The following is a 26,312-nucleotide window of genomic DNA, read 5'->3' as shown; positions in this document are numbered from 1 at the left end:
GTGACAGTTATAGTCATGACAGGCCAGGAAAGCATTGTCTCTTTCTTGAGCCTAGAATGAACGATTCAGCACTGATGACCAATAACAAAAGCTACCAAGATTAGTAACAAAATAAGGCACCGCTCCCGACTGGCAATAATTCAGGACATTATCCGTACCCATATCTGATGCAGGGGATAAAATTAAACTGACAAAAGCGGTCGAAAGAATTGAACTGCAAGGCTGACAAACACAGTCGCAGGAGATGATAAGGGTGTGTGCAGATCTTGCGTGAAAGGGTACGGAGGGAACGTGAAACTTAAAAACATGTTGAGCCAACATCCCAACTGCTGATGCTGACTCATTCACCCGACTTTACCAGGAGCTGGTGGCGGATTACCTCTCCATAAACACTGCATCAAGACGCCCCAGATGCGGGCGCACGACCTGCTTATCTGAGTCGGGAACTCTGGCAAAACTGCGCGCCATCACCATCGCCTGCTCCATCTGGGCACGCACTTCTGCCGGCATCATCGCCAGCATGCGCTCATCCATCGACTCCATCTGTTTGACCATATCAAACAGTTCGGGGTTTTCACTTTCAGCTTTCAGTGCACCATAAGCCAGAATGACGCGATCGCCCACTGCTGCCCAGTTCTCACCACTGCTGAATCCATGACGACCGACGATTTTGCCCAGCTCAGCATATTCAGCAGGATCATGCTTTTTCAGTGCAGAGATGCCACGGGTATGTGGATCAAAGCTGTCGCCCTCCATCGGTGACACGTCATTCAACCAGGCCTCATCCTTGCCCTGACTTTCCATCCGCTCACCAAACGCTTCCACTTCCGGCAGACTGTTAATGTAGGACTCCACCGCCTTGGAATCAAAAGAAGCGGCCTGACTCTGGACTACAACAAAACAGGTGCCAACCAACATCACCAGCGCCTGCAACACGATTTTTCTGATCATTTCACTCTACCTTCACTTACCTGTTTGGTTAACGAACTGCATGGGATTCAGAAGAGTGTAGCAGGCATCAGGCAGTTTCGCCCAGTGCACCCGGCAGCACCAGCAGGTCGCAATCGACCCGGTCCAGCAACTGCTCGGAGGTATTACCCAGCAACGCACCGGCAATACCACGCCTGGCCTTTGTACCGATCAGCAATAATACCGCCTTGTGATCCGCCGCAGCACTGGCAATCCAGTGTTCGGCAGGCCCCTCTCCTATCAGGATTGAGTCAGCCTCAACACCTGTATCAGACAGCAACGCTGCTGTAGCATTCTGATGACGCTGAAGCTGCGCTTCATCACTGAGCTGCTCCGGCTCATCGCCAAGCATTGGAGTATCCCAGGCGATCACCGGATGCACAGTGGCGTTGAACAGCTGCCCCAGTTGCTGTGACATCTGCAGCAGGGATCGGTTCAAGGCCTGGCGTTCAGGAGCCTGCGCCAGTGGCTCGATAGCCACCAGTATGGGTCCACCCTGCCACTGGCTATGCTGTTTCACTAACAGTACCGGGCAGGTGGCATTGCGCAGCAGCTTCCAGTCAAGCGGTGGTAACAGGCCTTTGTGATCTTTTTCACTGGCTTTGATCAGCAGCGTATCAGGATGCTGGTCCGTGAAGGCGATGACCCGTTTCTGCAGTGACTGACCGTCAGCGAGGCAGAGCTCCGTAAGGCGAATATCTGACGATTTCAGCGCTTGTAGCTGCTGTGTCCAGAGACCCGCCTTATCAGCCTCGCTCTGCCACAACAGTGTCAGCGGCAACTGCTGGCGTTGCGCCAGCTCAGCAGCTCTGACCAGCGCAACCTCACTGGCCGCATCCTTATCCAAAATCAGCAGAAGTTGTTGCTCAGACATCAGGATTCACCTCGGTTGACTGATTTATGCAGGCCAGGATCACGCTGGCCAGGATGAGGCTTCAACACACAGGCCAGTGCCGGCAGCAGAAGGAGCGCGCCCAGCATGTTCCACAGGAACATGAAGGTCAGCAGGATGCCCATATCGGCCTGGAACTTGATCGGCGAGAAGACCCAGAGAATGACCCCGATCGCCAATGTCAGCCCGGTGAAAGCAACCGGTTTGCCGGTGGTTTTCAGGGTTTCCAGATAGGCTTCGCGCAGTGCCAGCCCCTCCGCCAGATAGCTGCTGAGCCGGGAGTAGATATAGATACCGTAGTCGACCCCTATCCCGACACCCAGTGCGATCACCGGTAGCGTTGCCACCTTGACGCCGATCCCCAGATGCGCCATCAGCGCCTGGCACAGCACCGAGGTCAGCGCCAGCGGCGTGATGATGCACACAACGGTACGAATGGAACGGAAGGTGATCAAACACAGCAGGCTGACTACACCATAAACCCAGGCCAGCATCTCATACTGAGCACGTGCGATCACCTGATTGGTCGCAGCTTCAAAGCCACTGTTGCCTGCCGCCAGTTTGAAGCGCAGCGCATCACTGTCGTAGTTTGCAGCAAACTGTTCGATTGAGCTGCTAAGCCGATCCAGCGTCGCCGCCTTGTGATCATCCAGGAAGATAATCACCGGCAGCAGCGAGCAGTCGGTATTCATCAGTCCACCGGGCACATAGGCCAGTGAGGCGTTGATCACGAACTGATTGCGGCTGACCGCGCGCCATTTGGGGTTACCCTCATTCAGGCCCGCCGTGACACGTTTGGACACATCTGCCAGTGACACACTGGACTGCACGCCCTCGATACCCTGAGCATAGTGTTGAAAACGCTCAACACCTGCCAGGGTTTCATAGGTGGTGCACTGCTCCGGCGGCGTCACCGCCATCACGACAAATACATCACTTGAGGTGGAGTAGTTATCGGTGATGAAAGCATTATCCAGGTTATAGCGAGAATCAGCACGCAACTCAGGCGCACCACTATCAAGATCACCTATCTGCAGCCCTTGGGCGGCATACAGACCATACAGCAGCGCCAGCACGGCAGCACTGATCGAGACACCGGCACCGGCAGGTGTCGCAAACCAGCTCAGACGCTGCCAGATCACCCCCTCCTGCTGAGACTGTTTGCGTGCATGGTTGATCGCCTTCTGCCCGACACCGGCATAGGACATCAGCACCGGCAGCAGAATCAGGTTGGTCAGAATGATCACTGCCACACCCATCGACGCCGCCACTGCCAACTCCTGAATCACCTGAATATCGATCACCATCAGGGTGAAGAAGCCGATGCCATCCGACACCAATGCAGTGAGACCAGGGATATAAAGCACCCGGAATGCACGTCTGGCAGCCAGCCAGGGGTCGGGATCCTGCAGACTTTCGAGGCGGATGGTGTTGACGATCTGCACGCCATGGCTGACCGCAATCGCAAACACCAGAAAAGGCACCAGCATCGAATAGGGATCAATACCGTATCCCAGCGCATTCAGCAGCCCCAGTTGCCAGATCACGGCAATCAGCGAGCAGGCGATCGGTATCAGGGTGCCAGCGATACTGCGCGAATAGAGATACAGCAGCAAAGTGGTGATCACCAGCGCGATGGCAAAGAACAGGGCCACCTGACGGGCACCATCGATCAGATCACCGACGATCTTGGCAAAGCCGGTGATATGGATGCTGACACTGTCACTCTGGTACTGATCACGGACCAGCTCTTCCAGCTGTTGTGACAGCTGATTGTAGTCCAGTCGCTCCCCCGTCTCCGGGTTATGATCAAACAGGGGCACCTCAATGATGGCGGAGCGGAAGTCATTTGCCACCAGACGCCCGACCTGACCAGAGCGCAGCACGTTCAGACGCAACGACTCCAGAGATGCCTGAGTGCCATCATAATCCGGTGGAATCACCGGCCCACCGACAAACCCCTCTTCTGTCACCTCCGTCCAGCGCACATTGGGCGTCCAGATAGACTGCATTGCCGAGCGATCCACACCAGGGATAAAGAAGAGCTCATCCGTTACCCGACGCAGCACATCCTGAAAATCGGTGCTGAAAATATCTTCACCCGTGGTCGCCACCGACACACGGACACTGTTCCCAAGGCCAGACAGGTCATCGCGATAATCCAGATAGTTTTCCACATAGGGGTGGCTGGATGGAATCATCTTGATAAAGCTGGCATCCGGCCTGATCTGGCTGGCCTGCCAAACGAGCAGCAAGGTAACCAGTGCAAAAAGAGAGATCACCAGCAGACGATGATGAAACAGCACCCGCTCAATGACCTGCTCACTCCGCTTCAGCGGTGCGACTATGGCCTGACTCAGACGTCCCATTTCAATTTACTCCTTCAAGGGGAAGACGCATCGGCCCCTGTTCACTGACCAGCACCCAGTGATCATCTGCCATCACGACACCACTCAGCGCACGCCGCTGACCACCATCAAGGAGTTGCAGATTCTGACTGCCAGGCCCCGACAGCAAGGTGCCACCCAGCCCCACCAGCAGCAGGCGACCTTCTGCACTGCGACCACTGAGCAAGGAGGCACGACTACCCGTCATGACCGCCTGCCAGCTGTCACCCAGATCCATACTGCGGAAAAGATTGCCACGCAGCCCCAGCAACAACAGCTCATCCTGATGTTCAACCAGTGCAAACAGAGAGCCCATGTAGGGGGATGCCAGCTCATACCAGCTCTCGCCGCCATCATCCGAGCGCAGCAATAACCCGGCTTCGCCGGCAATAAACAGCGCACCTTGATGCTCGATCAGATGATTGAGGTGATAGCGATCAGGGTTGGGCAGCGTATCGGTCAGAAACTGCCAGTTGTGACCACCATCAGCGGTTTTCATCAGCAGGCCATAGGCTCCGAGAATAAAACCGGTCTGAGTGTCCTGAAACCAGACATTGAGCAGCGGGTTGACCGGGCCATCTTCAGCGGCGAACTCGGCATCTTCGAGGGCGAACTCGAGTTCTTCCAGCTCAAAGGGGTCGGCTTCGGGGTCCTGTTGCAAACTTTCCAGTTGCTCTTCATAGTGAGCGATGCGCAACTGGTTGATCTGCTCCCCTTGCAACAGCAACTGCCAGTGGTTGCCGGCATCCTGTGTGCGCAGCACAACGCCATCATGCCCGGCCGCCCATCCGTTTTGCTCATCAGCAAAGTAGACAGCAGTCAGCAGAGTACTGACAGGAACCTCGGCCTGCTGCCAGGTGAGGCCAGCATCATCCGACAGCAGAATCACCCCCTGATCGCCAACGGCGACAAGACGCTGCCCTGCCGAAGTGATCGACAACAGCAGGGACTGTTTGGCAGCGGGGGTCTGCAACGCAGGCGCTTCAAGACGGTCCGGCACCTGCCCGTGGGCCACCGGACTGAGCAGTAGCAGGGCACAGAGCCAGGTTCTGTAATTTTTCAGTATCTGCATAAATGATTTCTTATTTTTGTTTAGCGGTTTAAGAATCTGTTTACGATCGTCGTTCAAGAAGGCCATACGTCGTTTCAACGACGTATGGCCGAGCGCAGCAGATAGTAAAGGTTCTCAGACGCGTTCAAACAAAGCGGCAATACCCTGTCCACCGCCGATACACATGCTGACCACGGCATAACGTCCCTTGATACGCTGCAGTTCGTAGAGCGCCTTGACGGTTATGACGGCGCCGGTTGCACCGATCGGATGCCCCAGTGAAATACCACTGCCATTGGGATTAACACGTGCCGGATCAATTCGCAGATCCTGCACCACCGCCAGCGCCTGCGCAGCGAACGCCTCGTTCACCTCCCACAGATCGATATCCTCAACACTAAGGCCGGTCGCCTCCAGCAGACGGTTTACTGCCGGTACCGGGCCTATGCCCATGTAGCGTGGCTCGACACCAGCAAAGGCATAATCCACCAGACGTGCCAGCGGCTGCACACTGCTCGCGGCCAACTGATCCTCATTCGTCAGCACAACGGCTGCTGCGGCATCGTTCAAACCTGACGCATTACCCGCCGTGACCGTACCATCCTTCTTGAACACCGGGCGCAGCTTGCTCATATCATCTGCTGTGCAGTTGAAACGCAGGTGCTCATCCGTATCGAATATCACATCCCCCTTACGGCCGGACATCACAATCGGCAAAATCTGCTCGCTGAAATAACCCTTCTCAATCGCCGCCTGAGCACGCTGATGACTTAGCACGGCCAGTTCATCCTGCATCTCGCGGCTGATCTGCCATTTTTCGGCAATATTCTCGGCGGTAATCCCCATATGGATATTCTCCATCGGGCAGGTCAGAGCACCGACCATGGAGTCCAGCATCTGAGCATCGCCCATGCGCTGTCCCCAGCGCGCCGATGGCACCCAGTAGTTGGTCCGACTCATCGATTCGGCACCACCGGCAACCGCCGACTGACAAACACCCAGTTCAAGCTGCTGCGCCGCCGAGATGATCGCCTGCAGCCCGCTGCCACACAGACGGTTGACGGTCAGGGCAGGTGTCGTATCGGGCAATCCGCCTTTCAATGCCGCCACACGTGCCATATACAGATCACGGCGCTCGGTAGGTACGACATTGCCAAACACACAATGCCCGATGGCGGCACTATCCAGACCGGAGCGACGCACCGCTTCTGCCACGACCTGACCTCCCAGTTCTGTGGGAGGTTGATCCTTCAGAGAGCCGCCGAAAGTACCGATTGCCGTGCGCACTGCACCTGTTACATAAACCGCTTGCTTAGCCATGTTTGTCTACACCCTGATTTATTGATATTAGATGGCTGAATTACCGTACAGCATCGCCAAACCGGCAATAACAGGCAATAACAGATGCCACCAGTTTAGCTGACATTATTGTTCAGTGGTGTCTCATATACTAAAGAACTCAAGGATAAGCCCTTATTCTAAAAAGTAGCACTAGAGGGTAAACTTGAGCCCACTGCCTGCGGAGCCATCATGATTCTGACCCTGTTACTTGCCTCAGCGCTGCTGATGGCCAGCATACTTCTCAGCCCCCTCTCCAACAGAATCGGTATGCCGGTTCTGCTGCTGTTTCTGGGCGTCGGCATGCTGGCAGGTCAGAACGGCTTCGGGCATGTCCTGCCTGCAGATACCGATACCACTTTTCTCGTCGGCCACCTGGCGCTGGCCATCATTCTGCTGGATGGTGGTATGCGCACCCGCGCTGAAACCTTCCGCGTTGGCCTCAAACCCGCTTTGACGCTGGCAACCCTTGGGGTGGTGATCACCGCCGGAATAACCGGCCTTGCCGCCGTCTGGATCTTCGATCTGCCACTGCTCTACGGCCTGTTGATCGGCACCATCATCTCATCCACCGATGCGGCAGCAGTCTTTGCGCTGCTGCAGAATCATGGCTTGAGGCTGAACGAACGTGTCAGTGCGACGCTGGAGATAGAATCAGGCAGTAACGATCCGATGGCGATCTTTCTCACTGTAGTGCTGCTGGAGCTGATCACCCGCGATCAGCCACCCGGCATTGGTGAGTCGGCCCTGCTGCTGTTCAAGCAACTGGCGATCGGTGCTGTCGGAGGCTGGCTCGGTGGCATTGCCCTGGCAAGACTGCTCAAGACCATTCCGCTGATCTCAGCTTTTTATCCCCTGCTGGTAACAGCCACTGGGTTGTCGGTATTTGCCGGCACCTATCTGCTGGATGGCAGTGGTTTTCTGGCGATCTACCTGATGGGTGTGATTCTCGGCAACAGCCGTCTGAAAAAAATGGAGGAGATCCTTCAGGTACATGATGGCCTGGCCTGGCTGGCGCAGCTCTGTCTGTTCCTGATGCTGGGTCTGCTGCTGGCACATGGTGACAAGATCACCTTTATCGGCGAAGGCCTGCTGCTGGCGGCGATACTGATTCTGGTTGCAAGACCGGTCGCGGTGTTCATGACCCTGTGGCCTTTCGGATTTCGATTCCGGGAGCAGTTATTCATCTCCTGGGTCGGCCTGCGCGGAGCGGTCCCGATCGTTTTGGCGCTGTTTCCGTTGATTGCCGGTATTCCCAATGCGGGCATGTTTCCCATCGTGGCCTTTATCGTGGTGGTGGCGTCGCTGATTATTCAAGGTGCGACCCTGGCGCAGGCTGCTCGCTGGCTGAAGCTGGAGCTGCCGGCAGAATCAAAACCACTGCAACAGGTAACGCTGGAATGGTCTGATCATGCCGATCACAGACTAATGCTGTTCGAACTGGATGGCGAGCACTGGACCCCGCCACGCTCACTCAGCGGCATCAAACTGCCGGACCAGGTGGTAGTGAGTGCTGTGATGCGCAACGATCAGATAGAGGCTGTGAATGAACAACTCAAACTGCAGGGCGGCGATCGTGTTGCGGTGATCGGCCCGGCAGTTGCCGAGCAGACACTGGCAAAACTCTTCAGCTCAACTGCCAAGATCCCTGCATTACGCGAAAATGTATTCTTTGGTCTGTTTGAGCTCAATGGTGAGATTTCATTGGGAGATCTGGAAAAAAGTTTTGGCATCCCAATTCCTGAGAGCGACCCGGAGCAGTTACTCTGCGACTATATCGCTTCACACCTGCCAGGGCACCCGATTGTCGGTGACAGGGTCAAGGTTGGCCCCGTTACGCTGGTGGTCAAAGCGGTAGAAGGTGATAAGATTATACGAGTCGGCCTGAAGCTGTCTGCCGGCTAGCACAATCGACCTGCACACCACTTTGTAAACGAAGGAATGAGATGCATATCTACAAGGGTTCACGCGCACTCAAGTTTATCTTATCCGGGAGCTTGCTCAGCCTGAGTCTGCTGCTCAGTGGGTGTGCGTCTACTTTGCCTCAGGAATCAAAACCAAGCCCCGTTTCACAGGAACCGACAGCGAAGGCGCACTTTGCAGAGTTCCCGGCTGTGTTTACCGGCACACTCCCTTGCGCCTCCTGCCCTGGCATCGACCATCAACTGCTGCTGCACAGTAACCAGAGTTATCTGCTGCGCCGACATTATCAGGACCGCACACCCGGCACCTTTGACAGCATCGGACAGTGGCAACTGGACGCTGAGACCCTGACGCTGACAGAAGGCGATGACGCTCAGCTTTTCCGGCTGCTGGACCAAGGTGACCTGGAACTGCTCGACAGCGCTGGCCAGGCTATAGACTCCAGTCTCAACTATCAGCTCACGCGACAGGAAGGTGGGCTGGCAGGCAATTTTGCACTGCCGCTGCAGGGGCAGTTTACCTATATGGCGGATGCTGCCAGCTTTGTTGAGTGCACCACCGGACTGAGATTTCCTGTTGCCATGCAGGAGGCCTACCTGAATGCGGAGCGGGCCTATCTGGGCGCGCGACCGGCACCCGCCGAGCCTGTGCTGATGCAGTTGGTGGCCAGAGTCGAGTCACTTCCTGATATGGAAGAAACGCGACTGCAACCCACTCTGGTGATACAGCAACTGATTACACTCTGGCCAGGACAACCCTGCCCGGAGTGATCCAACCCTGTGGCAATAACCCTTGCCTATAAATATCACAGGCCAGAAGCCTGACAGTCCCGAAAGCCCCGGGATGACCAAGGAGTGTTTCATGCCCGTTCCCGTTTCCTATATGGCCGTGCTGGTGATCTGGGCCACCACGCCGCTGGCAATTTTATGGAGCAGCGAAAGCGTCGACCCCATCATGGCTGCATGGATGCGTATGGGCATAGCGGCCGCCCTGGGCCTGATAATCCTGCGCCTGACCCGCATTGAACTGCCCTGGGACAGACCCGCCCTCCAAACCTATGCCTATGCTGCTATCGGTGTGTTTGGTGCCATGTGCTGCGCCTACCTGGCCGTTCGTTTTATCCCCAGCGGCCTGATGTCGGTTCTGTTCGGACTGGCCCCGATCATCTCCGGTCTGCTGAGCCAGTGGATACTCAAGGATAACGCCTTCACCCCCCTGCGCTGGTTTGCCTGTGCGGTTGCAGTGTGTGGGCTGCTGGTGATCTTTTCAGATGACATCGCTCTGCAACCGGGCAGTTGGCCGGGTATTCTGTTACTGCTTCTCGGAGCAACACTGTTCAGCCTGAGTGGTGTCATGGTGAAAAAGGTAGCCGTACAGATACACCCGCTGGCACAGACTGTGGGCGCGCTGCTGTTTTCCCTGCCCTGCTTCGGTATCACATGGTATCTGATGGGTGCGCACCTGCCTGTAGCTCTGTTTGAGAGCCGCTCCATCTGGGCTATTCTTTACTTGGCACTGTTCGGATCTCTGATAGGCTTTGTGGCCTATTACCATGTGCTGCGCCACCTGCCACCGAGCACGGTTGCGCTGATCACGCTGATCACACCGGTTTTTGCCCTGCTACTGGGCTTCTGGCTGAATAATGAGCCACTCACCAGTACACTGATGGGGGGCAGCCTGATCGTGGTTGGTGGACTTGCTCTGTTCTTTTTCGGGCATCGGTTACCGGGACTTCGTGGCAAATCCGTATGATTAAAACGGTTGATTTTTTTGCTTTCGCCACCGTTTCGATCCAGTATTAGAGTGTGTCGATTCGGCTACCCAACAGCCTTGGCTATGTCTGCAGCAACAAAGGAGATGCAAGATGAAGCGACTGACGCTTGTACGGCATGCCAAATCCAGCTGGAAGCATCCTGATCTGAGTGACTTCGAACGCCCTTTGAGCACCCGCGGGAAGCGCGACCTTTCGGGCTTGGCTAAGCGCCTGAGTGAGCAGCAACCGAGCCCGGATCTGCTGCTGCACAGCAGCGCCCTGCGCACGACAGCAACCGCAGAGCGAATCATCCAGACCCTTGATCTTGCCGACGAGCAGTGTCTTGCCGTACCCGAGATGTATGAGTCCTGTTACGAAACACTGCTCAACCTGATCCAGAGTCAGGCGGATCATTTTCGCCACATCATGCTGGTCGGGCATAACCCGGGGCTGATGGATCTCGGCAACTACCTGACCGGAGAGAATATCAGCCACTTCCCGACCTCCGGCGTGCAATTTATTCAGATCAGTGTGCTGGAGTGGCGCGAAGTGGCCCAATCCTGTGGTATCCTGTTGCACCTGGATTATCCCAAACTACACCAATAATAAAGCCAATCCTGACAGCTCCTCTACTTTCCTGTAACTGAATCTGGAAGCAGAATCTTGGATCTCTATCTGGAAACCTTTGGCTTTACTGCCAATATTGTTACCCCTATTTTCTTCATTGTATTTCTCGGCTACCTGCTGCGCAGACTCAAGGTGATTGATGAGTCTTTCATCGCTGTCGGCTCAAAGCTGGTCTTCACCATCACGCTGCCGGCACTGGTGTTCATGTCGATCGCACAGATGGACTTTCAGGCGGTGTTCAATCCCGGACAGCTCACTTATGTTGTGATCGGCACACTGCTGACCTACGGCATTATCTGGTTTCTCGCTGCGCGCTGGATCAAGGACCCGAAAGATCTGGGCGTTTTTGTACAGGGTGCCTTTCGCAGCAACTTCGGCATCATCGGCCTGGCAGTCAGCTTCAATCTGTTCGGCCAGTCAGGCCTGGCACAGGCATCACTGCTGCTGGCGTTGGTGATACCTCTGTATAACGTGATGGCGATTGTCTGCATCATGCTGCCGCTGAGTAAAGAGCGCTCCTTGAATCTGGCTTCCGCCGGTATCGAAATACTGAAAAACCCACTGATTATTGCGGTGGTGCTGGCACTGCCGGTTTCCTATTTCGCATTGCCGCTGCCAGAGGTGGTGTCCACTACCGGGCGCTACTTCGCCAACCTGACTCTGCCACTGGCTCTGCTGACGATCGGTGGCACCCTGAGCATGAAAAGCCTGCGCGACAGCTCGGTCATGGCCGCCTGGGCCACGGCGACGAAACTGCTACTGTTACCGCTGTTTCTGACTCTGGGAGCCTGGCTGGTCGGATTCCGTGGGCAGGAACTGACGCTGATGATGGTGCTCTTCGCCTGCCCGACGGCGGCAGCGAGCTTTGTCATGGCCAAGGCGATGGGGGGCAATGCTCAGTTGGCGGCTAATATCGTGCTGACGACGACGCTGGGCTCAGTGATTACCATCAGTTCGGCCATCTATCTGGTCAGAGTATTCGGGGTGATTTAGCCTCAGACCTGCTCTGCCTGGCCACAGACAGGGCAGGCTGGGTCTTTATGCAGCCGTAACTCGCGCCACTCCATGCGCCGGCCATCCAGAATCAGCAGACGCCCGGTCAACGGACGCCCGATGCCTGCAAGAAGTTTCAGCCCTTCCATCGCCTGCATCGCGCCGATAATGCCTACCAGCGGTGCCAGCACACCGGATTCGGAACAGGTCAGATTTTCATCATCGCCATCACCATACAGGCACTGATAGCAGGGTGAGTCGGCCACGCGTGGATCATAAACACTGATCTGCCCATCAAAACGGATCGCAGCTCCCGACACCAGTGGCACACCAGCGGCAAAGCATGCGCGATTAAGGGCAAAACGGGTGGTGAAGTTATCCGTGCAATCCATCACCATATCGACTTGTGCTACCCATTGCGCCAGCGTTTCACCATCCAGGCGCTGCTGCAGGGTAGTGATGCGGATATCAGGATTGAGCGCCAGCAACGAGCACCGGGCAGATTCGACCTTGGCCATACCGATACGATCCTGCCCATGCAATATCTGCCTTTGCAGATTGCTCAGATCCACCTCATCATCATCCACCAGCACCAGCTCACCAATACCGGCGGCGGCCAGATAGGCAGCAACAGGACTACCCAGACCACCCAGCCCAAGAATCAGCACACGGCTGTTGAGCCAGATCTCCTGCCCGGCTACTTCCACCTCAGGCAGCATGATATGCCGGCTGTAACGCAGTAATTGATCATCACTCAACATCGTCTGGCCCTGTCTGTTGTTGGTTTTGCGGGTCTGTCTGCGGCGTTGTCTGCTGCTCTGACTGCTGTTCTGTGTGCTGTTCTGTGTGAACAGGGATCTGCGTATCACTGGATGAATAGCATCCACCCGTGACACGCGGCTGATCACCCAGATCACACAGGGTAAACAGTTGTGAATAACCCTGCTCACTCAGCAGCGCCTGCACCTGCTCCGCCTGATTATAGCCATGCTCGAAGATCAGCCAACCACCCTCGACCAGATACCCCCTTGCCTGATCCGCAATCAGACGAATATCGGACAAACCCTGATCATCTGCCACCAGTGCTGAGTGCGGCTCAAAGCGCAGATCGCCCTGCTGCAGATGTGGATCGTCCGGTTCAATATAGGGAGGGTTGCTGACAATCAGATCATACTGCCCCTGCAGAGGCTCGCACCAGCTACCCTCAAGGATATCAACATTATTCAACTGTAAACGATCACGATTACGCCGGGCCAGCGCCACGGCATCCGGCATGCGATCAACGGCCACCAGTTGCCAGTCAGGATGTTCAGATGCCAGCGCCAGCGCAATCGCACCGGTACCCGTGCCCAGATCCACCACACGCAATCCGGGTTGGGTGAAGCGTTGCAACACAGCCTCCACCAGCGTTTCGGTATCCGGGCGGGGAATCAGTGTCGATGGGCTGACCTCCAGTGTCAGGGTCCAGAAATCACGCGTGCCGATAAGGTGCGCGACAGGCTCGCCCGTTTCACGCCGGGCCATCAGAGTTTCGAAACGCTTGACGACAGCTTCATCAAGCAGCGCTTCGGGACGGGTAAACAGGTGGCTGCGCGGTTTGTTCAGCAGATGGCACAGCAGCAACTCGGCATCCAGACGCGCCGTATCTGAAACTGCTTTCAGTCGCTCACAGAGCGCCAGTGCCTCATCAATTCTCACAGCCAGACCTCGTTAAATCTTATCAGGCATCACCCACTGGAATCAGGTATCGCCATGAATAATCAGGTGTCGCTACTTATATTCAAGCGTCCCCACCAAGAGCACTCAACTGCTCCGCCTGATACTCATGCCGCAAAGGGTTGATCACCGAATCCAGATCACCTTCAATCACTTCATTGAGTTTGTAGAGCGTCAGATTGATGCGATGATCCGTGACCCTGCCCTGCGGAAAGTTATAGGTGCGGATACGCTCGGAGCGATCACCGCTGCCTACCAGTGATTTACGTGCACTCGCCTGTTGAGCCTGCTGCCGATCGGTTTCAGCCTGTTGCAGTCTGGACGCCAGCAGTGCCATCGCCTTGGCGCGGTTCTTGTGCTGCGAACGCTCCTCCTGACACTCCACCACCAGTCCTGTCGGCAGATGGGTGATACGGATGGCCGAATCCGTTTTGTTGATATGCTGACCACCGGCACCGGATGCACGATAAGTATCAATGCGCAGGTCCGCCTTGTTGATGTCGATGGCAGCGGCCTCGTCCAGTTCAGGCAGTATCGCCACCGTACAGGCCGAGGTATGAATACGACCCTGTGATTCAGTTTCAGGCACCCGCTGTACCCGGTGGGCGCCAGACTCGAACTTCAGGTGTGCATAGACATCATCACCCACTATCCGGCTGATCACCTCTTTATAACCGCCATGCTCACCCTCACTGGCACTGATGATCTCAACCTTCCAGCGTTTCATCTCGGCATATTTGGCATACATGCGAAACAGGTCACCGGCAAAGATCGCTGCTTCATCGCCACCGGTTCCGGCTCTGACCTCAAGAAACACGCTGCGGTTATCATTGGGATCCTTCGGCAACATCAGAATCTGCAGTTCGGTTTCCAGCTCGCTGATCAAGGACTCGGCCGTTGCTACCTCCTCCTGCGCCATCTCACGCATCTCGGCATCGTTTTCAGTCAGCATCTGCTGCGCTTCAGCCAGATCTTCCTGTGCCTGGCGCCAGCGACCAAACTGTACGACTACCGGTTCCAGCTCAGAATACTCCATGGAGTAACTGCGGAATCGGTTCTGATCACTGATCACATCAGCTTCGCTGAGCAGTGCCGAGAGCTCTTCAAAGCGCTCCGTCAGCTTCTCCAGCCTGTTTTGAATCGAGGATTTCATCTATCTGAGCCTGTTATTTGTCGCTGTCAGCGTTGCTGTCGGACAATTGAAAGAGATTCTGAACCAGACGCTGCATCTCGAGCTGGCCCTCGGCTGATGCCTGTCTGAGCTGAACGGTCGGTTGATGCAGCAGTTTATTGGTGAGCCCGCGTGCCAGGGCAGCCACCACCTGGTCTGCCGATTTTCCGGCCTGCAACTGGCGTTGCGCCTTTTCCAGCTCCTGCTCGCATATCTGGTGCGCATGGTTACGCAGCGCTGTAAGCGTATCCACCGCATCAAGTTCGCGCAATTGGCGCATGAACTCACTCGCGCCCGCTTCAATAATCGTTTCAGCTTCGCGTGCAGCCTGCTCCCGCCCGCGCTGATTCTCCTCGATCACCTCCCGCAGATCATCCACCGTGTAGAGGTAAACATCTTCAAGGTCGCCCACCTGAGGTTCAATATCCCTGGGTACGGCAATATCAACCATGAACATGGGGTTGTGGCGGCGCTTTTTCAGTGCGGCTTCGACAGCCCCCTTGCCCAGTATCGGTAATGGAGCAGCCGTTGAGGAGATCACGATATCGATATTCGCCAGCACGGCGGGTATCTCGCCCAGCTCAATGGCCCGACCACCAAACTGATCTGCAAGCGCCTGGGCACGCTCAACTGTGCGATTGGCTACTGTCATATTTTGTACACCAGCCCGCCGCAGATGACGCGCCACCAGTTCAATCGTTTCACCGGCACCGATCAGCAGCGCTCGACTGGTACGCAGGTCGGCAAAAATGTGCTGCGCCATGCTGACAGCGGCATAGGCGACCGAAACGGGGTTCTGTCCGATTGCGGTATGGGTTCTGACCTGTTTGGCAACAGAGAAGGTATGCCGAAACAAGCGTCCAAGTTCGACTCCGACCACTCCCTCGTTCTGTGACACTGTGTAGGCGGACTTCAGCTGCCCGAGAATCTGCGGTTCACCCAGCACCAGTGAGTCCAAACCGCTGGCAACACGCATCATGTGTCTGACCGCATCCTCATCCCAGTAGACATAGCTGCACTGCTGCAGCTTGCTCGGCTCAACTCCATGGTAATGCCCCAGCCACTGCAACAGCTGCTGAGTACCGGGCACATCCGTAGAGCAATAAAGCTCAGTGCGGTTGCAGGTCGAGAGTATGGAGACTTCACGAAGATCGGCTTCATGACACACCTCCCGCAACGCCTGAGCCAGATGCTCAGGGGCAAAGGCGACACGCTCGCGCACCTCGACAGGGGCGGTTTTATGATTGATACCCAGAGCAAGCAGTGCCATAAGGGAGTTACACTTCTCAGAATAAACCAGACGTTTACAAGGGCCACATGATACACGTTTAACCCGCCTTGATTAAGCCATGCCTGTTAATCCTGTTGCGGTTTTTCAACGTAGCATCAATCAATTGAACTTTATGGCCGGCTTACCGACCAATCGACAAGTGAGAACCTCATACTCTATAGTGGTGCAGTAGGTCGTCTATTCTCGGACAGCCTCCTATAGTTGAATTCAGGGAATACTTCCGGGATCAAGGTTAACGTGATCATGAAAAAAAGCTTTTCGGGAATGCTGCTCGGCCTGCTCCTGGCCGGCTGTGCCAGCCTGCCACCGCCTCAACCTGTAGTGGATGTAGAGATTCTGGACACACCCATGGAGCCGGTGATTTACCGGACTGGCGAGTTCAATCGCGAATCACTTTTCGAGCTGCTCAAGGCCGAAATGGCAGGTCAGCTGGGGCAGTATGAAGAAGCGCTCGAAATCTACCTGAACCAGGCGAGACTGAGCCGGGATCCGGTCATTGCAGAGCGGGCCACACGTATTGCACAGTTTCTGAGAGATCAGGATGCCACCATTCATGCGGCCATCATCTGGTCTGAAGTCAGCCCTGGCAATATCGAACCCAGCTATATTGCCTCAACGCTTTTACTGCAGGGTCAGCAGTTCGAGGAGGCGCTGCCACTGCTGGAGAGAATCCTGCAGGATCAGGATGCCGATATCGCTCAATTGATCAGCAGCCAGTCCGAGAGTTTTACACCGGAGATGGCCCTGCGCTACCTGGGCCTGCTTGATCAGATCAGCAAAAGCCAACCTCAGCGCATTGATCTGACAATTGCCAGAAGTCTGCTTTACCGTCAGGCGGGTGATGATGGCATGGCGATACGTCTACTGGATGAAAGCCTTGCCCTGGCACCCTACGATCCGCAACTGGTGCTGTTCAAATCCGAGATATATCGTCTTCAGGGGCGCTTTGAAGAGGGATTTGTACTGGTCTCCATGGCACTTAATGAACACCCTGAAGATCGCCGCCTGCAGATCCAGTATGCTCAGATGCTGCTGCTCAATGGTGAGCTGGAGTCTGCCGACAGCGCCATCACGGAACTGATCAAAACCTACCCGGATGACCGCCAACTGCAACTGTTTCTGGCCCTGCTGCTGCTGGACAATGATCAACTGGACAGCAGCCGTGAGCTTCTGGAAGAGCTGCTGAAATCACCACGTCCGGACAGTCGGGTGCATTATTATCTCGGACAGATCGCCCAGATGCAGGAGGATCCCGAGCAGGCTATTCAGCATTATCTGCGCATCCCACCCGGCGACTCCTATCTGCAATCCCGGGCACAGATACTGATGCTGCTGGACTCACCGGACCAGTATCAACGGGTCAAGAATCTGATGACAGGTGACATCAAGCGTTATTCAGAGTATCAGATAGACCTGACCGCCCTGCATACTGAATGGTTACAGCGCAATGGCTATCCGGAAGAGGCTATTGAGCGCCTGAGCCACACGCTCGAACAATATCCGGACGAGATCAGACTTCTGTATGCACGTGCCATGCTGCTCGACACCATTGATCCAGAGCAGATGCTTCAGGATCTTTACCATGCCTATGAACTGGATCCAAACAACCCGACGCTGCAGAATGCACTGGGCTACACTCTGACAGTCCACACCGATCAGTATGATACGGCCTATGAGCTGATCACTGCGGCACTTGCACAGCGCCCGGATGATGCCGCTATCCTCGATTCAATGGGCTGGATCCTGTTCAAGATGGGCGAGCATGACGAGGCACTGCATTATCTTGAGCGTGCATATGATCTTTTCCCCGACCCGGAAGTGGCTGGCCATCTGGTTCAGGTGCTCTGGGCACTTGAGCGTTTTGATGAAGCCAGAACACTGCTTTATGACAACCTGAATGAATACCCGGATAACAGACACCTTATGGAAGCTGCCGAATACATTGGAGAACCTCAGTAATGCGCCTGCTGCTGATAGCATGTACACTTTTTCTCGCTGGTTGCAGCGCGTTCAGACCAGAGCCCCTGGTCCCGGAGATGCCTGATCAGAATCAGGCACTGGCAATGAGTAGCTGGATGATGCAGGGCCGAATCGGGATACGCCAGCCTGATCGCAACGACTCAGCCAGCATGGAGTGGCTGCAACAGGGGCGTGCCTATCGCATCTCGCTGTTCGGCCCAGTGGGCCAGACAGTCGCGCGACTTGAAGGACGCTCCGATTTCATCGAGATCAGCCTTGCCGGAGATGACGAGCGCTATATTGCCGACACGCCCGAACAACTGATGCAACACCTGATGGGCTGGAGCCTGCCGGTCAGCCATGCCGTATTCTGGATTCGCGGATTGACTGATCCTGATCTACCCTTTACTCGACTGGATGGCGCCACCGGTGAGGTCGCCTTCCAGCAGGCTGGATGGGAGGTCAGAGCCAACCGTTATCAACAGGTGAGTGATGCCCTGCTGTTGCCGGGACGCATACGTCTGACGCATGACGAACTCGGTATAACCCTGGTTATTCATAACTGGGAACCACTGACCACCCTCTGACAATGGCTATTTAAACAAGAACTGGCGTTTACTCCTCATCAGGGGTTGATTTTTACACAGAATCAACCGAGAATACGCGCCTCCTTAAAACGGTGGTCCGCCGCCAATGAAAAAGTTACTGGGGTATCGCCAAGTTGGTAAGGCACTGGATTCTGATTCCAGCATTCGGAGGTTCGAGTCCTCCTACCCCAGCCATATTATGATGACTGACATCCTTTCATCAAATTCACCCCAATCTGCAGCGATCGCGAAGGTAAAACGCATGTCCAGCTTGATGATCTTCACCGGAAATTCCAATCCAGAATTGGCAAAAAAGGTGGTGGAACGCCTGGACATCCCGCTGGGAAAGGCAGATGTCAGTCGCTTCAGCGATGGTGAAATCAGCGTTGAAATCCAGGAGAATGTGCGCGGCAAGGATGTTTTCATCATCCAGTCTACCTGCTCCCCGACCAACGATAACCTGATGGAGCTGATCGTATTTGTCGATGCGATGCGCCGCGCATCTGCTGCACGCATAACAGCCGTCATCCCCTATTTCGGCTATGCCCGCCAGGATCGCCGTCCGCGCTCAAGCCGTGTACCGATCAGTGCCAAGGTGGTCGCCACCATGATGACCAGCGCCGGCGTTGACCGCCTTCTGACGGTCGATCTGCATGCCGACCAGATTCAGGGTTTTTTCGATATCCCTGTAGATAACGTGTATGGCTCACCAGTACTGCTGGACGACATTCTGGATCAGCAATACGAAAATCTGATGGTCGTCTCACCGGATGTCGGTGGCGTGGTACGTGCACGTGCAGTTGCCAAGCAGCTCGACTGCGACCTTGCGATCATCGACAAGCGCCGCGAAAAAGCCAATGAAGCTCAGGTCATGAACATCATCGGCGATGTCAGTGGTCGTACCTGCATCCTCGTCGACGACATGTGCGACACAGCCGGCACCCTGTGCAAGGCTGCACTGGCACTGAAAGAGAAAGGCGCATCCCGTGTAGTCTCCTATGTGACTCACGCCGTGTTGTCTGGCCCCGCCATCAGCAACATAGTGGGTTCGGAACTGGATGAGATGGTTGTCACTGATACCATCCCACTGTCTGCCGAAGCCAGAAAATGCAAACAGATACGCCAGCTCACACTGGCACCGATGCTGGCTGAAGCTGTCCGCCGCGTCTGTAACGAAGAATCCATCAGCGCCATGTTCCGCTGAGCGGAGATCAGGGCGCCGGCGGATCTGTACCGCCACTTTGCCGATCGGAATAGTCCGTGAAGGCGCAACCCCCATCAGGGGCAATCGAATGCTGCAAATACCTGGTCGCGGGTTTTGCAGCTTTTAGTTTATAAGGTAACTGAAATGAAAAACTTTGTTGTTAACGCTGTCAGCCGTGAAGATCAGGGGAAAGGTGCGAGCCGCCGCCTGCGTCATCAGGGCATGGTACCTGGAATTATCTACGGTACTGATACACCTAAAGCGGTTTCCGTCATCGGCAAGGATCTGTACCGCCTGCTGCTGGAAGATGGCTTCTACTCCTCAATCCTGACGTTGAATCTGGATGGCCAGGAAGAGAAAGTGATCATCAAGGATCTGCAGCGCCACCCATCCAAGCCTGTCTGCCTGCACGCCGACTTCCAGCGCATTGATGACACGAAAAAGATCAAGATTCAGGTTCCTCTGAACTTCGTCAACTTCGAAAAATCTTCAGCATCCAAGAATGCTGCCAAGTTTGCCGCTGAAGCATCAACTGCTGAAGTACTGTGCCTGCCGAAAGACCTGCCTGAAATCCTGGAAGTTGATCTGTCCAGAATCGAAATGGGTCAGATTGCTCACTTGTCAGACATTGTTCTGCCTGAGGGTGTAGAGATTGTGGCTCTGCGTCGCGGCGAAGATCACGACCAGGGTATCGGCTACTGCTACGCTCCACGTGGCGCCAAGAAGTAATCAGCCAAGAGGCTATATGGCAACGGCATGAAGGACAGGATTGAGCTGATTGTAGGTCTGGGTAATCCAGGCCCCGAATACGCCCAGACCCGTCATAATGCCGGCGCCCTGCTGGTGGAGCAGCTTGCTGCCCGCCAGCAGACCCCTCTCAAGCCCGAACGGCGTTTTTTCGGCCACTATGGCAAAACCATCATTGATGGTCAGACTGTCCATCTGCTTATCCCTGCTACCTACATGAACCTCAGTGGCAAGGCTGTCGCAGCACTGGCTGGCTTTTACAAGATCGCCCCCGAACAGATCCTCGTTGCTCACGATGAGCTCGACCTCCCTCCCGGTACTGCTCGCCTGAAAAAAGGCGGTGGTCATGGTGGACACAACGGTCTGCGCGATATCATCACCCAGCTGGGCAATGACAAGAATTTTTATCGAATACGCATTGGCATCGGCCACCCCGGACATGCCAGCCAGGTTTCAGGCTTCGTTTTGAGCAAAGCTCCGGAGACTGAACGCAACCTAACTCAAGATGCCATTCTTGAAACTCTGCAGCATCTGCCACTGGCTGTTCATGGCGACTGGGCCAAAGCCATGAACCAGCTGCACAGCTTCAACGGCAAGGCTTAATACAGGACCAGATCATGGGATTTAAATGCGGTATCGTCGGCTTACCCAATGTCGGCAAATCAACTTTGTTCAACGCGCTGACCAAAGCAGGCATTGATGCAGAGAACTTCCCTTTCTGCACCATTGAGCCCAACTCCGGCATCGTACCCATGCCAGACAAGCGACTGGAGCAGCTGTCAGAGATCGTCAAGCCACAGCGAGTTGTGCCGACGACCATGGAGTTTGTCGATATTGCCGGCCTGGTTGCCGGCGCATCACGCGGTGAAGGGCTGGGTAACAAGTTTCTGGCCAACATCCGCGAAACAGATGCCATTGCACATGTCGTGCGCTGCTTTGAAGATGACAATGTTATCCATGTTGCCAACCGCATTGACCCTATCTCTGATATCGAGACCATCAATCTGGAGCTGGCCATGGCCGATCTTGAGTCGGTGGAAAAGCAGCTGCAGCGCACCATCCGAAACGCCAAGGGCGGAGATAAAGACGCCATCGCTGCCAAGGCCCTGCTGGAAAAGCTGCTGCCACTTCTAAGCGAAGGCCTGCCTGCCCGCGCATTGAAGATGAATCCTGATGAGCTGAAACTGATTCCATCCTTCCACCTGCTGACCACCAAGCCCACCATGTATATCGCCAACGTGGCTGAAGATGGCTTTGAGGACAACCCACATCTGGAGCAGGTACGTGAACTGGCCGCAGCCGAAAATGCCGAGATAGTTGTGATCTGCAACAAACTCGAATCGGAAATTGCCGAGCTGGAAGATGACGAGAAGTTTGAATTTCTGCAGGAGATGGGCATGGATGAACCTGGCCTGGATCGTGTGATCCGTGCCGGATACAGCTTGTTAGGCCTGCAGACCTACTTTACAGCGGGCGTTAAAGAGGTACGTGCATGGACAGTGCTTCAGGGCGCAACAGCCCCCAAAGCGGCTGCAGCGATCCACACCGACTTCGAAAAAGGCTTTATCCGCGCTGAAGTGATCTCGTTTGATGACTTCATCCATTACAAGGGCGAACAGGGTGCCAAGGAAGCTGGCAAATGGCGCCTGGAAGGCAAGGAATATATCGTCAAGGATGGCGATGTAATGCACTTCCGCTTTAACGTCTGATCTCGCAGTTTTTTTAACAACCGCTTTCACAAGCGGTTGACATTACTCGGCAAAAAGAGAATAATTTGCCGCCTTAAAAGCACAACGGCAATGTAGCTCAGTTGGTTAGAGCAACGCATTCATAATGCGTGGGTCGCAGGTTCGAATCCCGCCATTGCCACCACTTTTAAGCCTGTATAAGGATTTAGGGGTATCGCCAAGCGGTAAGGCAACGGGTTTTGATCCCGTCATGCGGAGGTTCGAATCCTCCTACCCCTGCCACTCTTCGCAGTGAAACGGTGTTAACGCAAAGTTGGCACACAGACCGGTTATATCGGCAATGTAGCTCAGTTGGTTAGAGCAACGCATTCATAATGCGTGGGTCGCAGGTTCGAATCCCGCCATTGCCACCACTTTACTGGGGTATCGCCAAGTTGGTAAGGCACTGGATTCTGATTCCAGCATTCGGAGGTTCGAGTCCTCCTACCCCAGCCACTTCTCTTCTTTCTCATTCCGTACTATTCTGCTACTGACAGCCTATCACCTTCAGAGTTACTATAGGGCATCCAACGGACATGGTAGAAAAGATGAGCGGGCCCACCACGACCGATGCGCTATTGGCAAAGCTATCCGGTTCGGCAAAGAAGACGCACAGAAAGAGCATCAGCTTACTTTTTCTCGGACTGAGAAAAGAAAGCTCTGCATTCATTCTATCCCTGCTGCGAGAAGCCGGCCTGGCTCCTCTTGGCCGCGTCATACATGATGAAGAGAGTCTGCTTGCAACTCTGTCCCAGCGCTCCTGGGATCTTCTGTTACACAGCACCGATGTCCCTACACCCCTCACGCTTCATACCGCCCAGAGCAGCATTCTGGGCCTGGCAAAAGATCTGCCGGTAATACACATAGATGAGGGACTGACAGAGGACCAGCAGAGCGAGTTGCTGAGTGAAAATATTCATCTTGTCTGCTCCCCCGAGAAGCACCACCTTTTCCTGCTCCAGATTGAGCAGGAACTGAAGCAGTTGGAAACACGACGGATGCTGCGACAGTCACAGAGCTTACTTGAAAAAGCCGAAGTGAGAATGCAGTCTTTCATCGACGAAGTCAAAACAGCGATCTGCTTCTGCAAAGAGGGGCGGATCATTTACGCCAATGAGAGCTTCTCCAGACTATTCGGATACGACCACAGCAACTGCAGTGGCCTGCAACTCGACAAACTGATCTCCCCTCTGCAGCGCGAGCAGTTCTGGCACAGCCTGCATGAATACATGCACGACATTGACAGCCCGGATACGCTTGAGCTGAATGCGGTAAGGTTTGATAACACAAGCTTCAAGGCCGTGATCAGTATGGAGCCGGGGATTTTTCATGATCGTGAGTGTTTTCTGCTCAGTTTCCGGCAGGATACCAAGCACACCCAGTCACATGCCTTCGGTGATCAGGACCCTATCAGCGGTCTGAAGAATCAAGCCGCCTTCATGACACAGCTAGAGCACACCGTTAAAAAAGCCCTGCACGGCGGGCACGACTGCAACCTGCTGTACCTCAGCCTGGATCAGCACAAAGTCATCGCCGAAGAAGCAGGTCCTGCCGGCGCTGATCAACTGATCCGGGATGTAGCGGATGTACTACGCGAGCATATCAATATTGCACACACGGTCGCCAGGCTAGACAGCAGCAGCTTCGGGATTATTTTCTTTGATCCTGATGTCAAGAAGTCCTCTCTGCTGGCCAATACCCTGTGCCGGGCCATCGCCCATATTGATCGCAAGATTGAGAATTACACACTGCACACCACCTGCTCAATCGGTATTGCACCGATCAATGACAGCGTACCCAGGGGGTCTGATCTGATAGCACGAGCCAGACTCGCTGCCGAGAGCCTGCACTATGGTAACCGCACCGGTAACGGTTTCAGCGTCTATCAACCGGAAAAGCAGACCACTATCACAACGGCCGACAGCAAGGCCGTGATACGCGTGCTCGACTCTATCCAGAACAATCGCTTCAGACTCCTTTTCCAACCGATCGTCCCTCTTCACATTGAAGAGAAGGCAGCCAACTATGAGATTCTGCTGCGCTTGCTGTCCGATGCTGGCGATGAGATATCACCCAACATTTTCATGAGTGATCTCGGTGATGATGAGGTGATGGCCAAAATGGATTTCTGGGTACTGGAGGAGTGCCTGAAGCTGTTACGACTGGAGTTTAATGCCGGTAGGCGCAACCGTCTGTTCATCAACCTGACAGGCCGCACACTGCGCAACAAGGAAATACTGCCCTGGCTGTCTGAAAAGATCAGGGAGCTCAGACTACCTGCCGACCATCTGGTATTTCAGATCAGCGAGTCCGACGCCATCGCTTCGCCAGACTATGCCAGAGCCTTCTGCAAGGGACTGAAACAACTTCACTGCAAAACCTGCCTGAAACACTTCGGTTGCACATCGGAGTCCGATAACCTGCTGCGCGAGCTTGGCAGCCAGTACATCAAGCTTGATGGCAGCTATATCAACGACCTGAACAGCCAACTGATCAGCATTGATCAACTGGAGTGGATGCTGAAGCCCCTCCTGCAGCAGGATAAGCTGATTATTGTACCGATGGTGGAGAGCACACGCCTGATGAGCAAACTCTTCCGTCTTGGCGTGCATCTGGTTCAGGGCTACTATCTGCAACCACCGAGAGCACAGATGGATTACCCCTTCTTTGATGAGTAAGAGCCTGCACCAACTCTGACACAGGCTATTGGGATTCAGTGCAAACCGTCACGATCTCTGAAACCGATCAGATAGAGAATGCCATCCAAGCCCAGTGTTGAGATCGACTGCTTGGCACTCTGACGCACCAGCGGCTTGGCTCGAAAAGCGATACCGAGGCCTGCTATCGACAGCATCGGTAGATCATTGGCGCCATCACCTACAGCAATGGTCTGCTCAAGCGAAACCCCTTCACGCGCGGCAATCTCTCGCAGCAACTCAGCCTTGCGCTCACCATTCACGATACTGCCTTTCACCTCGCCGGTAACACGCCCATCCTGAATATCCAGTTCATTGGCATAGACATAATCAAAGCCGAGCTTCTGCTGCAGGTGGTTGGCAAAGTAGGTGAAACCACCCGAGAGGATGGCTGTTTTGTAGCCCAGCGCCTTCAATTGCGAGACCAGCGTCTCTGCCCCTTCCGTCATTTTCAAGCGTTGTGCGACCTGCTCCAGTACTGAAGCGTCCAAGCCTTTCAGCAGGGCCACCCGACGACGAAAGCTCTGATCAAAATCCAGCTCGCCACGCATCGCAGATTCCGTAATTTCAGATACCTGCTCGCCCACACCTGCTTCCTTGGCCAACTCATCAATCACTTCCGCTTCAATCAGTGTCGAATCCATATCAAACACTACCACACGCCGATTACGGCGATAGATATCATCACGCTGGAAGGCGATATCGACATTATGCTCCGATGCAGCTGTCAGAAACTCTTCGCGCAGCGCAGCCGCATCAGCCGGTATCCCCCGTACCGAAAACTCGACACAGGCACGCGTAGAGCGTTGCTCACCATGCAGAGGGATACGACCCGACAGACGATTGATATTGTCGATATTCAGTCCATGACTGGCTGCAATCTCTGTGACCCGAGCAATATGCTCAGCACTGATACGCCGAGCCAGCAGTGTAATGATATGGCGGGATTTTCCCTGAGCCTGCACCCACTGCTGATAGTCCTCATCTGCAACAGGCTCGAAACGAACATGCATATTCAAGGCATGCGCCTTGAACAGCAGATCACGCAACAGGGGGGAGGAAGCAGACTGAGCTGGCACCTGAAACAGAATACCAAGCGAAAGCGTGTTGTGGATAACTGCCTGACCGATATCCAGGATATTGATCTGATAGCCTGCCAGTATATCCGTGATACCCGATGTGACACCCGGTTTATCATTGCCCGAAAGTGTCATCAGAATTATTTCATTCATGGAAGTGCCCGCTTTGCGCCTGACTGAGGTGTGAATTAGAGCGGCCATT

At 54.8% G+C, this 26,312-nt stretch carries 22 protein-coding genes and 5 tRNA genes; 17 read left to right on the top strand and 10 right to left on the bottom strand.

Features of this window, described 5'->3' with window-relative positions:
• Positions 1–375: 375 nt before the first annotated feature.
• From F7R27_RS02105 to F7R27_RS02085, 5 genes are all read right to left on the bottom strand, one after another.
• Positions 376–951, bottom strand: coding sequence for a hypothetical protein (locus F7R27_RS02105; RefSeq protein WP_151702551.1), 576 nt, complete (start codon positions 949–951; stop codon positions 376–378).
• Positions 952–1,018: 67 nt separating this feature from the next.
• A complete protein-coding gene (locus F7R27_RS02100; RefSeq protein ID WP_151702550.1) occupies positions 1,019–1,843 on the bottom strand; it encodes a universal stress protein in 825 nt (274 codons plus the stop codon).
• Positions 1,843–4,230 carry an efflux RND transporter permease subunit gene (locus tag F7R27_RS02095; RefSeq protein WP_151702549.1) on the bottom strand — a complete coding sequence of 796 codons (2,388 nt, stop codon included), beginning with the start codon at positions 4,228–4,230 and terminating at the stop codon, positions 1,843–1,845. Before F7R27_RS02095 ends, F7R27_RS02100 begins: the two co-directional genes overlap by 1 nt.
• Before the next feature lies 1 nt (position 4,231).
• A complete protein-coding gene (locus F7R27_RS02090; protein WP_168927401.1) occupies positions 4,232–5,320 on the bottom strand; it encodes a WD40/YVTN/BNR-like repeat-containing protein in 1,089 nt (362 codons plus the stop codon).
• 114 nt (positions 5,321–5,434) lie between these two features.
• Complete coding sequence (locus F7R27_RS02085) at positions 5,435–6,619, bottom strand: acetyl-CoA C-acyltransferase family protein (RefSeq protein ID WP_151702547.1); 1,185 nt, start codon at positions 6,617–6,619, stop codon at positions 5,435–5,437.
• A gap of 210 nt (positions 6,620–6,829) precedes the next feature.
• On the opposite strand from F7R27_RS02085, the gene F7R27_RS02080 reads away from it, so the two are divergent.
• The 5 genes from F7R27_RS02080 (at position 6,830) to F7R27_RS02060 (ending at position 11,933) form a co-directional block, all read left to right on the top strand.
• The gene (locus F7R27_RS02080; RefSeq protein ID WP_151702546.1) at positions 6,830–8,542 is read left to right on the top strand and encodes a potassium/proton antiporter; all 1,713 of its coding nucleotides are present in this window, start codon (positions 6,830–6,832) and stop codon (positions 8,540–8,542) included.
• 41 nt (positions 8,543–8,583) lie between these two features.
• Positions 8,584–9,330 carry a copper resistance protein NlpE N-terminal domain-containing protein gene (locus tag F7R27_RS02075; RefSeq protein WP_151702545.1) on the top strand — a complete coding sequence of 249 codons (747 nt, stop codon included), beginning with the start codon at positions 8,584–8,586 and terminating at the stop codon, positions 9,328–9,330.
• 91 nt (positions 9,331–9,421) lie between these two features.
• A complete protein-coding gene (locus F7R27_RS02070) occupies positions 9,422–10,312 on the top strand; it encodes a DMT family transporter (RefSeq protein ID WP_151702544.1) in 891 nt (296 codons plus the stop codon).
• A 112-nt stretch (positions 10,313–10,424) separates the two neighbouring features.
• Complete coding sequence (locus tag F7R27_RS02065; RefSeq protein ID WP_151702543.1) at positions 10,425–10,919, top strand: SixA phosphatase family protein; 495 nt, start codon at positions 10,425–10,427, stop codon at positions 10,917–10,919.
• A gap of 57 nt (positions 10,920–10,976) precedes the next feature.
• Positions 10,977–11,933, top strand: a complete 957-nt coding sequence (locus tag F7R27_RS02060; RefSeq protein ID WP_151702542.1) for an AEC family transporter — start codon at positions 10,977–10,979, stop codon at positions 11,931–11,933.
• Positions 11,934–11,935: 2 nt separating this feature from the next.
• Here the strand turns inward: F7R27_RS02060 and moeB are convergent, their stop codons facing one another.
• The 4 genes from moeB to hemA form a co-directional block, all read right to left on the bottom strand.
• Positions 11,936–12,694, bottom strand: coding sequence for a molybdopterin-synthase adenylyltransferase MoeB (gene moeB / locus F7R27_RS02055; protein ID WP_151702541.1), 759 nt, complete (start codon positions 12,692–12,694; stop codon positions 11,936–11,938).
• The gene (prmC, locus tag F7R27_RS02050) at positions 12,684–13,631 is read right to left on the bottom strand and encodes a peptide chain release factor N(5)-glutamine methyltransferase (protein WP_151702540.1); all 948 of its coding nucleotides are present in this window, start codon (positions 13,629–13,631) and stop codon (positions 12,684–12,686) included. The genes moeB and prmC overlap by 11 nt, the downstream gene beginning before the upstream one ends.
• Before the next feature lie 82 nt (positions 13,632–13,713).
• Positions 13,714–14,802: a peptide chain release factor 1 gene (gene prfA / locus F7R27_RS02045; RefSeq protein ID WP_151702539.1), complete on the bottom strand. Its 1,089-nt coding sequence runs from the start codon at positions 14,800–14,802 to the stop codon at positions 13,714–13,716.
• A gap of 13 nt (positions 14,803–14,815) precedes the next feature.
• Positions 14,816–16,090, bottom strand: coding sequence for a glutamyl-tRNA reductase (gene hemA, locus F7R27_RS02040; protein WP_151702538.1), 1,275 nt, complete (start codon positions 16,088–16,090; stop codon positions 14,816–14,818).
• Between the two features lie 264 nt (positions 16,091–16,354).
• Between hemA and F7R27_RS02035 the strand changes: the two genes are divergently transcribed.
• The 12 genes from F7R27_RS02035 to F7R27_RS01980 all read left to right on the top strand — a co-directional run bounded on the left by F7R27_RS02035 (position 16,355) and on the right by F7R27_RS01980 (position 25,013).
• Positions 16,355–18,070, top strand: coding sequence for a tetratricopeptide repeat protein (locus F7R27_RS02035; RefSeq protein WP_151702537.1), 1,716 nt, complete (start codon positions 16,355–16,357; stop codon positions 18,068–18,070).
• Positions 18,070–18,657 (top strand): lipoprotein insertase outer membrane protein LolB, encoded by a 588-nt coding sequence (lolB, locus tag F7R27_RS02030; RefSeq protein WP_151702536.1) that lies wholly within the window; start codon positions 18,070–18,072, stop codon positions 18,655–18,657. The genes F7R27_RS02035 and lolB overlap by 1 nt, the downstream gene beginning before the upstream one ends.
• A gap of 119 nt (positions 18,658–18,776) precedes the next feature.
• Positions 18,777–18,852, top strand: a tRNA-Gln gene (locus tag F7R27_RS02025).
• A 67-nt stretch (positions 18,853–18,919) separates the two neighbouring features.
• Positions 18,920–19,861 carry a ribose-phosphate pyrophosphokinase gene (locus F7R27_RS02020; protein ID WP_151702535.1) on the top strand — a complete coding sequence of 314 codons (942 nt, stop codon included), beginning with the start codon at positions 18,920–18,922 and terminating at the stop codon, positions 19,859–19,861.
• A 144-nt stretch (positions 19,862–20,005) separates the two neighbouring features.
• Positions 20,006–20,590 (top strand): 50S ribosomal protein L25/general stress protein Ctc, encoded by a 585-nt coding sequence (locus F7R27_RS02015; RefSeq protein ID WP_151702534.1) that lies wholly within the window; start codon positions 20,006–20,008, stop codon positions 20,588–20,590.
• A gap of 27 nt (positions 20,591–20,617) precedes the next feature.
• Complete coding sequence (gene pth / locus F7R27_RS02010; protein ID WP_151702533.1) at positions 20,618–21,211, top strand: aminoacyl-tRNA hydrolase; 594 nt, start codon at positions 20,618–20,620, stop codon at positions 21,209–21,211.
• Positions 21,212–21,225: 14 nt separating this feature from the next.
• Positions 21,226–22,317, top strand: a complete 1,092-nt coding sequence (ychF, locus tag F7R27_RS02005; protein WP_151702532.1) for a redox-regulated ATPase YchF — start codon at positions 21,226–21,228, stop codon at positions 22,315–22,317.
• Positions 22,318–22,403: 86 nt separating this feature from the next.
• Positions 22,404–22,480, top strand: a tRNA-Met gene (locus tag F7R27_RS02000).
• Positions 22,481–22,503: 23 nt separating this feature from the next.
• Positions 22,504–22,578, top strand: a tRNA-Gln gene (locus F7R27_RS01995).
• A 54-nt stretch (positions 22,579–22,632) separates the two neighbouring features.
• A tRNA-Met gene (locus tag F7R27_RS01990) sits at positions 22,633–22,709 on the top strand.
• Positions 22,710–22,715: 6 nt separating this feature from the next.
• Positions 22,716–22,791: transfer RNA gene (locus F7R27_RS01985), tRNA-Gln, on the top strand.
• Positions 22,792–22,883: 92 nt separating this feature from the next.
• Entirely contained in the window at positions 22,884–25,013 is a 2,130-nt protein-coding gene (locus tag F7R27_RS01980) for an EAL domain-containing protein (RefSeq protein ID WP_168927399.1), read from the top strand.
• Positions 25,014–25,048: 35 nt separating this feature from the next.
• Here F7R27_RS01980 and serB read toward each other — a convergent pair whose 3' ends face one another.
• Positions 25,049–26,263, bottom strand: a complete 1,215-nt coding sequence (gene serB, locus F7R27_RS01975) for a phosphoserine phosphatase SerB (protein WP_151702530.1) — start codon at positions 26,261–26,263, stop codon at positions 25,049–25,051.
• Between the last annotated feature and the right edge of the window lie 49 nt (positions 26,264–26,312).

This window comes from Nitrincola alkalilacustris, from assembly GCF_008973755.1.
Lineage (GTDB): Bacteria > Pseudomonadota > Gammaproteobacteria > Pseudomonadales > Balneatricaceae > Nitrincola > Nitrincola alkalilacustris.
This window is presented reverse-complemented; position numbering and strand designations above follow the sequence as displayed.

Bases quoted from the DNA above. Each gene is read 5' to 3' on its own strand.
- F7R27_RS02015 (WP_151702534.1), top strand. From the start codon at position 20,006: ATGAAAAACTTTGTTGTTAACGCTGTCAGCCGTGAAGATCAGGGGAAA.
- F7R27_RS02080 (WP_151702546.1), top strand. From the start codon at position 6,830: ATGATTCTGACCCTGTTACTTGCCTCAGCGCTGCTGATGGCCAGCATA.
- lolB (WP_151702536.1), top strand. From the start codon at position 18,070: ATGCGCCTGCTGCTGATAGCATGTACACTTTTTCTCGCTGGTTGCAGC.
- F7R27_RS02035 (WP_151702537.1), top strand. From the start codon at position 16,355: ATGAAAAAAAGCTTTTCGGGAATGCTGCTCGGCCTGCTCCTGGCCGGC.
- F7R27_RS02085 (WP_151702547.1), bottom strand. From the start codon at position 6,619: ATGGCTAAGCAAGCGGTTTATGTAACAGGTGCAGTGCGCACGGCAATC.
- F7R27_RS02105 (WP_151702551.1), bottom strand. From the start codon at position 951: ATGATCAGAAAAATCGTGTTGCAGGCGCTGGTGATGTTGGTTGGCACC.
- F7R27_RS02020 (WP_151702535.1), top strand. From the start codon at position 18,920: ATGTCCAGCTTGATGATCTTCACCGGAAATTCCAATCCAGAATTGGCA.
- serB (WP_151702530.1), bottom strand. From the start codon at position 26,263: ATGAATGAAATAATTCTGATGACACTTTCGGGCAATGATAAACCGGGT.
- pth (WP_151702533.1), top strand. From the start codon at position 20,618: ATGAAGGACAGGATTGAGCTGATTGTAGGTCTGGGTAATCCAGGCCCC.
- F7R27_RS02090 (WP_168927401.1), bottom strand. From the start codon at position 5,320: ATGCAGATACTGAAAAATTACAGAACCTGGCTCTGTGCCCTGCTACTG.
- prfA (WP_151702539.1), bottom strand. From the start codon at position 14,802: ATGAAATCCTCGATTCAAAACAGGCTGGAGAAGCTGACGGAGCGCTTT.
- F7R27_RS02065 (WP_151702543.1), top strand. From the start codon at position 10,425: ATGAAGCGACTGACGCTTGTACGGCATGCCAAATCCAGCTGGAAGCAT.
- moeB (WP_151702541.1), bottom strand. From the start codon at position 12,694: ATGTTGAGTGATGATCAATTACTGCGTTACAGCCGGCATATCATGCTG.
- F7R27_RS02100 (WP_151702550.1), bottom strand. From the start codon at position 1,843: ATGTCTGAGCAACAACTTCTGCTGATTTTGGATAAGGATGCGGCCAGT.
- F7R27_RS01980 (WP_168927399.1), top strand. From the start codon at position 22,884: ATGAGCGGGCCCACCACGACCGATGCGCTATTGGCAAAGCTATCCGGT.
- hemA (WP_151702538.1), bottom strand. From the start codon at position 16,090: ATGGCACTGCTTGCTCTGGGTATCAATCATAAAACCGCCCCTGTCGAG.
- F7R27_RS02075 (WP_151702545.1), top strand. From the start codon at position 8,584: ATGCATATCTACAAGGGTTCACGCGCACTCAAGTTTATCTTATCCGGG.
- ychF (WP_151702532.1), top strand. From the start codon at position 21,226: ATGGGATTTAAATGCGGTATCGTCGGCTTACCCAATGTCGGCAAATCA.
- F7R27_RS02070 (WP_151702544.1), top strand. From the start codon at position 9,422: ATGCCCGTTCCCGTTTCCTATATGGCCGTGCTGGTGATCTGGGCCACC.
- F7R27_RS02095 (WP_151702549.1), bottom strand. From the start codon at position 4,230: ATGGGACGTCTGAGTCAGGCCATAGTCGCACCGCTGAAGCGGAGTGAG.